General features: G+C 64.2%; 12 protein-coding genes. 1 reads left to right on the top strand and 11 read right to left on the bottom strand.

The genetic code is table 11. The features are described from left to right. Nucleotide 1: 1 nt before the first annotated feature. The 5 genes from AB4Y97_RS14340 to AB4Y97_RS14320 form a co-directional block, all read right to left on the bottom strand. Nucleotides 2-907: an ABC transporter permease gene (locus tag AB4Y97_RS14340; RefSeq protein WP_441999727.1), complete on the bottom strand. Its 906-nt coding sequence runs from the start codon at nt 905-907 to the stop codon at nt 2-4. 2 nt (nt 908-909) lie between these two features. Beyond that, nucleotides 910-2013, bottom strand: a complete 1104-nt coding sequence (locus AB4Y97_RS14335) for an ABC transporter permease (protein ID WP_441999726.1) — start codon at nt 2011-2013, stop codon at nt 910-912. Beyond that, a complete protein-coding gene (locus AB4Y97_RS14330; protein WP_441999725.1) occupies nt 2010-2444 on the bottom strand; it encodes a VOC family protein in 435 nt (144 codons plus the stop codon). The genes AB4Y97_RS14335 and AB4Y97_RS14330 overlap by 4 nt, the downstream gene beginning before the upstream one ends. Next, complete coding sequence (locus AB4Y97_RS14325; RefSeq protein WP_441999724.1) at nt 2444-3967, bottom strand: ABC transporter ATP-binding protein; 1524 nt, start codon at nt 3965-3967, stop codon at nt 2444-2446. The genes AB4Y97_RS14330 and AB4Y97_RS14325 overlap by 1 nt, the downstream gene beginning before the upstream one ends. A gap of 171 nt (nt 3968-4138) precedes the next feature. Further along, entirely contained in the window at nt 4139-5140 is a 1002-nt protein-coding gene (locus tag AB4Y97_RS14320; RefSeq protein ID WP_441999723.1) for a BMP family lipoprotein, read from the bottom strand. A 154-nt stretch (nt 5141-5294) separates the two neighbouring features. On the opposite strand from AB4Y97_RS14320, the gene AB4Y97_RS14315 reads away from it, so the two are divergent. Then, a complete protein-coding gene (locus tag AB4Y97_RS14315) occupies nt 5295-6074 on the top strand; it encodes a HesA/MoeB/ThiF family protein (RefSeq protein WP_441999722.1) in 780 nt (259 codons plus the stop codon). A gap of 119 nt (nt 6075-6193) precedes the next feature. On the opposite strand, the gene pheT is transcribed toward AB4Y97_RS14315, so the two are convergent. From pheT to AB4Y97_RS14285, 6 genes are all read right to left on the bottom strand, one after another. Then, nucleotides 6194-8617: a phenylalanine--tRNA ligase subunit beta gene (gene pheT, locus AB4Y97_RS14310; protein ID WP_441999721.1), complete on the bottom strand. Its 2424-nt coding sequence runs from the start codon at nt 8615-8617 to the stop codon at nt 6194-6196. A 13-nt stretch (nt 8618-8630) separates the two neighbouring features. Beyond that, entirely contained in the window at nt 8631-9713 is a 1083-nt protein-coding gene (gene pheS, locus AB4Y97_RS14305; RefSeq protein ID WP_441999720.1) for a phenylalanine--tRNA ligase subunit alpha, read from the bottom strand. Between the two features lie 174 nt (nt 9714-9887). Further along, nucleotides 9888-10259 (bottom strand): 50S ribosomal protein L20, encoded by a 372-nt coding sequence (gene rplT, locus AB4Y97_RS14300; RefSeq protein WP_152587092.1) that lies wholly within the window; start codon nt 10257-10259, stop codon nt 9888-9890. A gap of 39 nt (nt 10260-10298) precedes the next feature. Further along, nucleotides 10299-10499, bottom strand: a complete 201-nt coding sequence (gene rpmI / locus AB4Y97_RS14295) for a 50S ribosomal protein L35 (protein ID WP_152587093.1) — start codon at nt 10497-10499, stop codon at nt 10299-10301. A gap of 220 nt (nt 10500-10719) precedes the next feature. Further along, nucleotides 10720-11241: a translation initiation factor IF-3 gene (infC, locus tag AB4Y97_RS14290; protein ID WP_441999719.1), complete on the bottom strand. Its 522-nt coding sequence runs from the start codon at nt 11239-11241 to the stop codon at nt 10720-10722. A 132-nt stretch (nt 11242-11373) separates the two neighbouring features. Further along, entirely contained in the window at nt 11374-12618 is a 1245-nt protein-coding gene (locus AB4Y97_RS14285; protein WP_441999718.1) for a glycosyltransferase family 4 protein, read from the bottom strand. Nucleotides 12619-12638 lie beyond the last annotated feature (20 nt).

Here is a 12638-nt window from a genome sequence, read left to right as displayed (position 1 = left end):
GTCAACGCTCCTTCACGTAAGGAACGCCCGAGGCGCGAGGCGGAATGGCCGTTCCGATGACGCCCGCGAGCAGGATCACGGTCATGAGATAAGGCAGGGCCTGGATCGCCTGCACCGGCACCTCGCCGATCCCCGGAAGGGAAATGCCCTGCAAACGGATGGAGATGGCATCCAGCATCCCGAACAGGAAGCAGGTGCCGAGCGCTGGCCAGGCCCGCCATTTGGCGAAGATCAGGGCGGCAAGCGCGATGAAGCCCTTGCCCGCCGTCATGTTGGGCAGGAAGCCCGCCGACTGGCTGACGGCCAGGTAGGTTCCCCCGAGCCCGCACAGCACACCGCCGATGATGACGGCGGTGTAGCGCAGGCCCGTCACCGAAATGCCGGCTGTATCGACTGCGGCCGGATTCTCGCCGACGGCACGCAGACGCAGGCCGAAGCGCGTCCTGGCGAGCACGAACCACGTCACCGGCACGGCAAGCAGCGCAAGATAAACAAGAGCCGAATGGCCGAGGAAGAAGTCTCCGAACCGCTGCGCACCTTCAAGCGGCGGCGTGCGTCCGCCCTGCCCGTACCAGGCATTGCCGACGATGGCGGTGAGGCCCGCCGCCAGCATATTGATAGCGACGCCGGACACGATCTGGTTGCCGCGCTGGCTGATGGCGGCGAAGCCATGGATAAGGGCGAAGGCGACCGATGCGCCGATGCCGGCGACAAGACCGATCCAGGCTGAGTCGAACGCGTAGGCCGCCGCCGCGGCAGCGAATGCCGCAACCAGCATCTTGCCCTCGAGCCCGATATCGACCACGCCCGATTTCTCGGACCAAAGCCCCGCGAGGCAGGCGGCAAGAAGCGGGATGGAGAGGCGTAAGGAGGAATCGAGCAGCGTAATGATATCAGCGGGATTCATGCTCATGCCCTCGCCAAGGCCGGCCGCAGCAGCACGCGGGCCACGAGACGCCGGAAGAGCCCATCGAGCGCGCCGGCGAACAGGATGATGATGCCGCCGATGACCACCACCATATCGCGGGTGATGGCGGGTTGCTCGAAGGCCAGCTCCGCTCCGCCCTGATAGAGAATGCCGAACAGAAGCGATGCCAGGATGATGCCGACCGGATGCGCGCGGCCCATGAGCGCGACCGCGATACCGACGAAGCCGTAGCCGGACGTGAATTCCAGAAGCAGGCGATGCTGGTAGCCCATCAGCTCGTTGACGGCGAGACCGCCTGCGAGCGCGCCCGACAGCACCATGGCGATGATGATGATGCGGGCAGGAGAGATGCCCGCATAGACCGCCGCCAGCGGGTTCGAGCCGACGACACGGATCGCGTAGCCGAGCCGCGAGCGATAGATCAGGAGCCAGACTCCATAGGACGCGGCGAGCGCCAGAAGCAGCGTCAGGTTGAGCTGTGACGCGGGGATCTCGATGCCGAAGGCGGCCAGCGCCTCATGCATGAAAGGAATATGGGATTGCGGCGGGAAAGCCGGCGTCTCCGGGTTCATGTTCTGCGGCGCTCGCAGAACATTGACCAGCAGATAGACGATCAGCACGCTGGCGAGCCAGTTGAACATGATCGTCGTGATCACGATGTGGCTGCCTCGCTTGGCCTGGAGATAGCCCGGAATGGCGGCCCAGGCCGCACCGAATGCGGCGGCGCCCAGAATGCCGAGCGGGATCAGCAGAAAACCCGGCAGGAAGCTTAAGTTGTTGAGGACGAGAGCGATGCCGAGCCCGGCTAAAGTCGCCTGACCTTCACCGCCAATGTTGAACAGGCCCGCATGGTAGGCGACCCCGACGGCAAGGCCGACGAAGATGAAATCGGTCATGTAGAACAGGGTGAAGCCCAGCCCCTCTCCCGTTCCCAGGCTCCCCTGAATCAGAAGGCGCGTCGCGGTCAGCGGGTTTTCGCCGATGGCGACGACAACGAGGCCCGCCACGAGAAAGGCCGCCACCACCGAGACGGCCGGCACCAGGATCGTATCGGCCCATTTGGGCAGGTCGATGGGAGCACTCACGTCAGGCTATCCGGCAGGAACATGTGGCCCTGCTCATCGAGAGGAAAGGAGGGGTTCCAGGCCACTTCCCAGAGATGGCCGTCAGGATCGGCGAAATAGCCTGAATATCCGCCCCAGAAAACATCCTGCAGCGGTTTGACCGGGCGCGCTCCGGCCGCAACGGCACGGGCATAGACCTCGTAGGCCTCGGCCTTCGAGCGCGCATTGTAGGCTAGCGTGATGGCTGCAAAGCCCGTCGGCTTGTCCTCGACCCCGGCATCCTTGGCAAGATCCGCGCGGCCGAAGAGACCTAGCGCGAGGCCGTTGGCCTGGAAGAACGCGACACTCGGCTGGCTGGCCGAGGAGGCTTTCCAACCCCAGGCCTCGTAGAAGGCGCGGGATTTCGCGAGATCGGAGACGCCGAGCGTCACAAGGGTCAGGCGGGGTTGCATCAGGCTGCCTCGTCGGTCACGCCGGCCATGAGAAGGCCGAGATCCTGCTCGTTCGTCTCCGACGCCTTGCGTTCGCCGGTGATCTGTCCGCCGCACATGGTGAGGATGCGGTCCGAGAGATTCATGATCTCGTCGAGCTCGACCGAGACCAGAAGGATGCCGACGCCCGCATCGCGCAAGGAAATTAGGCGGCGGTGGATGAACTCGATGGCGCCGATATCGACGCCGCGCGTCGGCTGGCCGACGAGAAGCACCTTCGGCTTGCGCTCGATCTCCCGCGCCAGCACGATCTTCTGCTGGTTGCCGCCCGAGAATTTCGACGTCTTCAGCCGCGGCGCGGGCGGGCGCACGTCGTATTGCTCCATCTTGGCGGCGAGATCCGCAATCATGCGATCATGATCGAGGATTGGGCCGTGCCCCAGATGCGGATCGTCCGAGAAACCGAGCACGGCGCTCTCGAAAGCCTGAAATGCGGGAACGAGCCCCATGCGCAGGCGATCTTCCGGCACGTGCAGCAGCCCGAGCTGGCGCATGCGATGCGGATTGTGATCGGCGAATGCGATCTCCTGCCCGTCGAGCTGCATAGTCCCGAGAACCGGCTGGCGCATACCGGCGAGCGCTTCCAGCAGCTCGCTCTGGCCGTTGCCCGACACGCCCGCGATGCCGACGATCTCGCCCGCATGAACGGTCAGGGATGCATTGGCGACGCGCAGCACGCCGCGCGAGTCGATCACCGACAGGTTCTCGATTTCGAGCAGCGGTGCGCCGCGCTTGCGCTCCGCCTTTTCCACCCGCAGCAGCACGCGGCGGCCGACCATGAGTTCGGCGAGTTCAGGCGGCGATGTTCGAGCCGTTTCAACCGTCGCCACCATCTCGCCGCGGCGCATTACCGAGACGCGATCCGTCACGGCCATGATCTCGCGCAGCTTGTGGGTGATGAGAATGACCGTCTTGCCCTGTTCTTTCAGCGCCTTGAGCAGATCGAAGAGGGCATCCGCCTCGGGAGGCGTGAGTACGGCAGTGGGCTCGTCGAGGATGAGGATATCCGCGCCGCGATAGAGCGCCTTGAGAATCTCCACCCGTTGCTGGAGGCCAACCGAGAGATCGCCGACCGTCGCGTCCACATCGATCTCAAGTCCGTAATCTCGCGAAAGTCGCGCCAGCTCGGCCCGCACCTTCGCTTCGCCCCTGCGGAGAAGCGCCCCGCCTTCTGCGCCGAGCATCACGTTCTCGACCACGGAGAGCGGCTCGACCAGCATGAAGTGCTGATGAACCATGCCGATGCCCACATGGATCGCATCGGCGGGAGAGCGGATGGCGACCGGTTTTCCGCCGACCCTGATCTCACCGGAATCGGCCTCGTAGAATCCGTACAGGATCGACATGAGCGTCGACTTGCCCGCACCGTTCTCACCGACGATGCCATGAATCGTGCCGCGCTCGACGGTCAGGCTCACATCCTTATTGGCGTGAACGGCTCCGAAGCGCTTGTTGATGGCGGATAGCTGAATGGCAGAGGTCATATGCAAGCTCACATGTCATTCCGGCAGAACGAAGTGAGGGAAGGGATCCGGTTCCGACATCGTCCGATGCGGATCCCTCCCCCGCCTATGGCGCTCCGGGAATGAGAAGTCCAGAGCATCGTTTGTGCGGAAAACTGGGTCCACTTTTCCGCACGATGCACTAGCGGCTTGTCACATCGGGCACTTCGAGTCCGACATGTAGTCGTGCACCTTGATGGCGCCGGACTTGATGCCTTCCGCGGCCTTGTCGGCGGCGGCCTTCATCTCCGGGGTGATGAGCGACTTGTTGTTGTCGTCCAGCGCCCAGGCCACGCCGTCTTCCTTGAGGCCGAGCACGGCGAGGCCGGCCTTGAAGGTGTTCTTCTTGGCCTGATCGAACACGTTGTAGGTGGCGACATCAACGCGCTTGACCATCGAGGTCAGGATCTTGCCGGGATGCAGGCCGTTCTGGTTCGAGTCGACGCCGATACCGAGCTTGCCCGCATCCGCCGTGGCGCGCATGACGCCGATGCCGGTGCCGCCGGCCGCGTGATAGACTACGTCGGCGCCGCGGTCGATCTGGCTCTTGGCGAGCTCGCCGCCCTTCACCGGGTCGGCCCAGGCCGCGCCCGTGGTGCCGGTCATGTTCTGGAACACCTCGGCATCCTTCTTGGCGTATTTGACGCCCTGGACATAGCCGCAGGCGAATTTGCGGATCAGCGGGATATCCATGCCGCCGACGAAGCCGACCTTGCCGGTCTTGGAGGCCTGGGCAGCCAGAAGGCCGACCAGGAACGAGCCTTCATGCTCCTTGAACACGATGGATTCCACATTCGGCTTCTCGACGACCGCGTCGATGATGGCGAATTTCGTCTTGGGGAATTCCTCGGCAACCTTCTTCAGGGCCGATTCCTGGCTGAAGCCCACCGCCACGATCGGCGAAAAACCGTCGCGGGCGAAGCGGCGGAGAGCCTGCTCGCGCTGTGCGTCGTTCTGCGGCTCGAAATCACGATAATCGGTGCCCGTGTCCTTCTTGTACTTATCCGCGCCCATATGGACGCCCTCGTTGAAGGACTTATCGAACTTGCCGCCGAGATCGTAGACGATGGCGGGCTTGAACGCATCCTGTGCGAAGGCCGCCGTGGCGGAAAGAGCGAGGCCCGCAAGAGCGAGGCCGAATTTGGTTGCTTTCATCGGCAAAGTTCCCTGTGTCACTCCGGTTGTTACCCGGTTGCCTGTTGACGATGGCACGGGAAGGGCCATGCCGCCAAGCACCCTGTCAAGCAGTGCATGTTATTTCCTACAAGGAATGGTTGATAGCTTGGAGGATGGCGATAAGGTCGCAGCCATGCCTCTGACGCCCGACGAGATCGACCGCTATGCCCGCCACCTCGTGCTCCGCGATGTGGGCGGCCCCGGACAGCTGAAAATTAAGGCGGCCCGCGTGCTGGTTATCGGCGCCGGGGGGTTGGGTGCGCCGCTGATCCAGTATCTCGCAGCCGCGGGCATCGGCACGATCGGCCTTGTGGATGACGATGCGGTGTCCCTGTCCAACCTGCAGCGGCAGGTGATCCACGGCACCCCCGATATCGGCTCACCCAAGGTCAGGAGCGCGGCGGAGGCCGTGCGGCGACTCAATCCCCACGTCACGGTCGAGACTCATGCCGTCAGGCTGACGCAGGAAAATGCGAGAGCCCTCGTCCGGGGTTACGATCTCGTGGCCGACGGATCTGACAATTTCGAGACCCGTTACGCGGTCTCGGATGCCTGCTTTTTCGAGAAGAAGCCTCTCGTTACGGCAGCACTCGGACAGTTCGACGGATCGCTGACCACGATCAGGGCTCACGAAACCGGGCCGGACGGCCGGCCGAACCCGACCTATCGCTGCCTGTTCCCCTCCCCACCTCCGCCGGGCACGATCCCGACCTGCGCGGAAGCCGGCATTCTCGGCGCGCTGGCCGGCGTGGTGGGCAGCCTCATGGCGATGGAGGTGATCCGCGAAATCGTCGGCTTCGGCGAAAGCCTCGTCGGCCGTTTGCTGATGGTCGACGCGCGGGGGATGCGGTTCGATACGGTTCGGTATGGGTGGGATGAGAGCAATCGGTTGAGCGGACGTAGTGCCCGATAGCCCTCTCCCCGCAGCGGAAGAGGGTCGGGAGAGGGGAGATGCTCGATGATCGACGCCACCTCTCCCGGCTCGCTCCGCTCGCCACCCTCCCCCGCAGAGGGGGAGGGTTGAGCGTCGTTTTACCCCCGCAACACCGCGCCGGTCTTCTTGGCGACCTCGCCGACGATCTTGGCCGACACGGCCTCGATCTCGGTATCGGTCAGCGTCTTTTCCGTCGGCTGGAGAGTGACGGCGATGGCGACGGACTTCTTGTCCGGGTCGATGCCGGTGCCCTCGTAGATGTCGAACACGTCGACACCCACGATCAGCTGACGTTCGGCTCCCTGCGCCGCCTTGACGATGTCGCCGGCGGCCACGTCGCGACCGACCACGAAGGCGAAATCCCGACTGATGGGCTGGAAGTCGGGCAGGGTCAGCTTCGGCTTCATCTTGGTCGGCTTCGCCTTCGGCGGCGGCAGCGCATCGAGATTGACCTCGAAGGCGACCAGCGGTCCCTTCAGGTCGAGCGCCTTCAGCACCTTCGGGTGGATTTCACCGAACGCGCCAACCACGTTCCTCGGCCCGAACTGCAGGGTTCCCGAGCGCCCCGGATGGAGCCAGGAAGGACCGCCGGGAACGACCTGGAGGCCACCGGCCTGGATGCCGAGCGAAGCGAGAAGCGAGAGGGCATCGGCCTTGGCGTCGAAAACATCGACGGATTGCGCGCCTCCATTCCAGTGCCGCCCGACACCCTCGGCCCGCGCCGTTCCGCGCCGCACGGCGGCAGCCTTGATGGCCTGCCCTTCCGGCTCGTCCGAGGCGAAGGTCTGGCCGACCTCGAACAGGGCCACGTCGCCGAAGCCGCGATCCGCATTGCGCTGCGCGGCCTTCAACAGGCCGGGAAGCAGGCTCGGGCGCATGTCCGAGAGATCGGACGCGATGGGATTGGCCAGAGCCAGGCGCTCGCCGCCGCCGCCGAACAATTCCGCTTCGCGCTTCGCGATGAAGGACCAGGTCACGGCCTCCACCAGCCCGCGCACCCCGAGCGAGCGCCGGGCGAGGCGCGTGCGCTTCTGGATCAGGGTCAGGATCGGCTTGGCAACCGTCGCCTCGAGGCGCGGCAGGGGCTTGGGCAGAATTCGGTCGATGCCCGCGATGCGAATGACTTCCTCGACCAGATCGGCTTTGCCTTCGATATCGGGACGCCAGGACGGCGGCCTGACATTCACCTTCTCGCCGGTCCCTTCGATCCGGAAGCCGAGCCTCTCCAGAATCCCTCGGGATTCGGAGGGCTCGATCTCAAGGCCGGACAGACGCGGCACTTCCGACCAGGGAAAGGCGATGACACGATCATCTTCCGGGACCTTGCCTGCCACGACGGCCTCGCTCACCTCGCCGCCGCAGAGGTCCATGACCATCGTGCTGGCGAAGTCCAGCCCCGGCAGGGTGAACGCCGGATCGATGCCGCGCTCGAAGCGATAGCGGGCATCGGTGATGATGCCGAGCTTGCGGCCGGATTGCGCGATGTTGAGCGGATCCCAGAGCGCGGATTCGATCAGCACGTCGGTGGTGTTCTCGTCGACGCCCGAATGCTCGCCGCCCATGATGCCGGCGATGGATTCGACGCCGTTCTCGTCGGCGATGACCACCGTGCCGTGATCGAGCTTGTAGGTGCGTCCGTCCAGAGCCAGCACCTCCTCACCGTCCTTGGCGCGGCGGATGGTGAGGTTGCCCTTCACCTTCTTGGCGTCGAACACGTGAAGCGGACGCCCCCGGTCGAAGGTCACGTAGTTGGTGATGTCCACGAGCGCGTTGATCGGGCGCAGGCCGATGGAGAGGAGCCGGCGCTGCATCCATTCGGGCGAAGGACCATTCTTGACGCCGCGCACGAGGCGAAGGGCGAAGACCGGGCAGAGTTTCTCGTCGCCGGAAGCGAAATCCAGCTTTACCGAGACCGGGCTGGCGCCCTTGGCCGCGACCGGCGGCACCGCATCTCCCTTCAGCGTCCCGAGGCCCGCTGCTGCGAGATCGCGGGCGATGCCGTGGACCGAGGTGCAGTCGGGCCGGTTCGGCGTCAGGTTGATCTCGATCACCGGATCGTCGAGCCCGGCATAGGCCGCGTAAGCCTGGCCCACGGGTGCATCCGCAGGCAGGTCGATGATGCCGTCGTGATCGTCGGAGATTTCGAGCTCCGCCGCCGAGCACAGCATGCCCCGGCTCTCGACGCCGCGAATCGTGCCCACGCCGAGCGTGATGTTCTTGCCCGGGATGTAGGTGCCGGGCGGCGCGAAGACGCTCTTCATGCCCGCGCGGGCATTGGGCGCGCCGCAGACGACCTGGATCGGCGCCCCCTCGCCCGTATCGACCACGCAGACGCGCAGGCGGTCGGCATTGGGGTGCTGCTCAGCGGAAACGACGTGGGCGATCCTGTAGGGCGCCAGCGTCTTCGCCTTGTCCTCCACACCCTCGACCTCGAGGCCGATACGGGTGAGCGTTTCCACGATCTCGTCGAGGGAAGCCGGGGTGTCGAGGTGGTCTTTTAACCAGGAGAGGGTGAATTTCATTTTCTTCTCTCCTTTACGCCGTCAGGCCGCTGACGAGGGACGGAATGTCGAGCGGGCGGAAGCCGTAATGGTTCAGCCAGCGCACATCCGCGTCGAAGAAGGGGCGCAGGTCGGGCATGCCGTATTTCAGCATGGCGATGCGGTCGATTCCCATGCCCCAGGCGAAGCCCTGGACCTTGTCGGGATCGAGGCCGCAATTGCGCAGCACATTCGGGTGGACCATGCCGCAGCCGAGGATTTCGAGCCAATCCTCGCCCTCGCCGAAGCGGATTTCGCCGCCCTTGCGGGAACACTGGATATCGACCTCGGCAGACGGTTCGGTGAACGGGAAGAAGGACGGGCGGAACCGCATCTTCACCTGATCGACCTCGAAGAACGCCTTGCAGAACTCCTCCAGCACCCACTTCATATGCGCGATATTGGCCTCGCTATCGATGACGAGGCCTTCCACCTGGTGGAACATCGGCGTGTGGGTCTGGTCCGAGTCGTGGCGATAGGTCCGGCCCGGGATGATGACCCGGATCGGCGGCTGCTGCGACTTCATGGTGCGGATCTGTACCGGCGAGGTATGCGTGCGCAGCACCTTGCGCTCGCCCTTCTCGTCGGCGGCGAGGAAGAAGGTGTCGTGCATCTCGCGGGCCGGATGCCCCTCGGGGAAGTTCAGCGCCGTGAAGTTGAGGTAGTCGGTCTCGATATCCGGCCCCTCGGCCACCGAGAAGCCCATATCGGCGAAGATCGCCGTCAGTTCCTCGATCACCTGGCTGATGGGGTGAATGCGGCCTCGGGTCTCCGGCCCCTCCTGCACGGGCAGGGTCACGTCGACGCGCTCGGCAGCGAGGCGGGCATCGAGGGCGGATTCGGCGAGCGTTTCCTTCCGGGCAAGAATCGCACCCTGCACCTTGTCGCGCAGGCCATTAATGAGAGGGCCCCGCTCCTTGCGCTCCTCCTGCGTCATGGCGCCGAGGGTCTTCAGCAGTTCGGAAACGGAGCCCTTCTTGCCGAGCGCAGCCACGCGCACGGCCTCGACGGAAGCTTCGTCGCCAGCGGCTTCGACCTGGGAAAGCAGGTCGCGTTCAAGTTGGTTGAGATCGGTCATCGGTCCCTTGCCAGAATGCAAGCGCTTGAGTGATGCGCGGCGCGGGAACCGTCAAGCCGTCCGAGCCGCAAAATGACGTTTCGACAGCCCAAAGGCGTCGGTGCGGATGGTCTCGGAGGCGGGATATAGGCGGCGCGGCTGACATTTTCAGCCGCGCCGGAGCCAGGTTGTCGCTTAAGCGGCCTGCTGCTGCGGCAGCGAAGCCTTGGCGCGCTCCACGTAAGCGGCGAAGGCCGCCGGCTCGTGGATGGCCATTTCGGACAGAACCTTGCGATCGACCTCGATCCCAGCCTTGCCGAGACCGTCGATAAATCGGGAATAGGTCAAGCCATGCTCGCGGACCGCCGCGTTGAGACGCTGGATCCAGAGAGCGCGGAACGTGCGCTTCTTGTTCTTACGGTCGCGATAAGCATATTGCATGCTCTTCTCGACCGCCTGCTTGGCGATGCGGATGGTGTTCTTGCGGCGGCCGTAGAAACCCTTGGCGGCCTTCAGAACCTTCTTGTGCTTGGCGTGGGCGGTAACGCCCCGTTTGACGCGGGCCATGGAAAAACTCCTTCAAAATCCGGGATGTGAGAGACCGCCTTAGCCGTTAGGCAGGAAGTACTTCTTCACGTTGTAAGCATCACCCGCGAACAGGGTGGTGGTGCCGCGCAGGTTGCGGATCTGCTTGTTGGTCCGCTTGATCATGCCGTGGCGCTTGCCGGACTGGGCGTAAACGACCTTGCCGGTCCCGGTGATCTTGAAGCGCTTTTTCGCGCCCGATTTCGTCTTCAGCTTGGGCATTTGGCTCTCCTTTGGACAAGCCTCGATGCGGCGGACCGCCTCTTGGCCTTTTCATTGCTGCACTGAGCAAAAACGAACCGCCACGGCAGCCCTAATCAGCCGGGCGGTTCGATGAAGGGCGGCTTATGGCAGAGGGTCGCAGAAAAAGCAATGGCCGCCGGGATCCCGACGGCCAGGAATGCGATGGATTGAGACTTTCCGCCTCGAAAGACCTTAAGCCTTAACGGGGTGCCAGCACCATAACGACCTGACGACCCTCGAAGTTCGGCTCCATCTCGACCTTGGCGATTTCGCCCACATCGGCCTTGACGCGATCGAGAACCTTCAGGCCGAGATCCTGGTGGGCCATCTCGCGGCCGCGGAAGCGCAGGGTGATCTTGACCTTGTTGCCTTCCTCGAAGAAGCCCTTCATGGCCTTCATCTTGACGTCGTAGTCGTGATCGTCGATGCCCGGGCGAAGCTTGATTTCCTTGACTTCGACAGTCTTCTGCTTCTTGCGGGCCTCGGCGGCCTTCTTCTGTTCAAGGAAGCGGTATTTGCCGTAATCGAGGATTTTGCAGACGGGTGGGGCTGAATTCGGCGCGATCTCGACAAGGTCGAGGCCTGCATCCTCGGCGATGCGCAAGGCATCGAAGAATGCCATGACGCCGCGATTCTGGCCGGTATCGTCGATCAGCTGCACTTCGCGAACGCCGCGAATGTCCCGGTTGGCGCGCGGTCCGTCCTTTTGCGGCACCGGCATAGGTCTCATTGGTCTGCGAATGGCTCGTATCTCCTGTTATGTGGCCCGACCGAAGCCATAGGACTTTCAGCCCTCCCCGACTCCGTAACGGTACCACGAATGTTTCGACATTTCGCGCAAACGCGCGGGAAGTCAACTTGTTCTGCGCGGGAAATGTCCTTCCAGCAAGGCAGAATAAACATCAAGCGTGCTCGATACCATGCGCTCGAGCGAAAAGTGGCGTTCCACATGGGCCCTCGCCCGGGCTCCGAGCGCGACCCTGGCGCTCGCCCCGAGGGACAAGGCCGCGCCGACTGCCTCCGCCAGCGCATCGGCATCGCCGGGCGCGATCCGCCAGCCCGTCCGCTCATAAGGCAGGACGGCCGGCGGAGCGAGCACCGTCTCCGGCACGGCGCCGAGATCGGACACGACCACCGGCGTCCCCATGGCCTGGGCTTCCACCGCCGAGCGGCCGAAAGCCTCCGGTTCGGTGGAAGGCACGGTCACGACCGAAGCCGCCAGGAAGGCCGCCGGCATGTCGGTGCAATGGCCGACACGGCGGACGATGCCTTGCAGTTTGCGCGCTTCGATCAGATTATCGAGCTCCTTCACATAGGAATCCCGGCCCTGCGGGTCGCCGGCGAGGATATAAGCGACATCGGCGATGCCATTGTCGCGCAGCTTGGCCGCAGCCTCGATCAGAACCTTCTGCCCCTTCCAGCCCGTGAGGCGCGCGGCCAGAAGAACGACCCGTTCATGGGGCGCCACGTTCCAGGCCTTTCTCAGGCTCTCGACCCGTTCCGGCGACACGGCTGAAGGCGAGAATGTCGAGAAATCGGTGCCTCGGTGGATCACCCGAATCCGGTCCGTCGCCTGCGGATAGAGAGAGCGAATGAGATCGCCTGTATATTCGGAGTTGGCGATCACCGCATCGCCCCGGGCCATGACCGAGTTGTAGAGCACCTTCACCGACGAGCGCCCGGAATAACTGCCGTGATACGTCGTCACGAACGGAATATTGAGAGATCGCGCCGAGCCCAACGCCACCCAGGCCGGCGCGCGCGAGCGGGCATGGACGAGAGCCACCCGTTCATGATGGCAGATCTTGGCGAGGCGCCTCACATTGAGGAGCATGGAGAAAGGGTTTTTCGTCGCGGCCGGGAAAGGAAGCCAGATGCCTCCCTTGGCCTGAAGCTCGCCGACCAACCGGCCGCCCCCCGTCGCCACGAGAGCGCGGGCGCCGACATGGGCAAGGCCTTCGGCCACGTCGACCGCCGTACGCTCGGCGCCGCCGGCCTCGAGTTCCGGAATGATCTGAAGGATGGTCCGACCCGCCAGCGGATGGACGCTGGATGAAGGAAACGGCGCTCCCCCGCTGGGTCGCTTTGAAAAACTCACCGATGTAAGAGCCCTGTCCG

The organism is Microvirga sp. 2TAF3 (assembly GCF_052114965.1).
Classification (GTDB): domain Bacteria; phylum Pseudomonadota; class Alphaproteobacteria; order Rhizobiales; family Beijerinckiaceae; genus Microvirga.
This window is presented reverse-complemented; position numbering and strand designations above follow the sequence as displayed.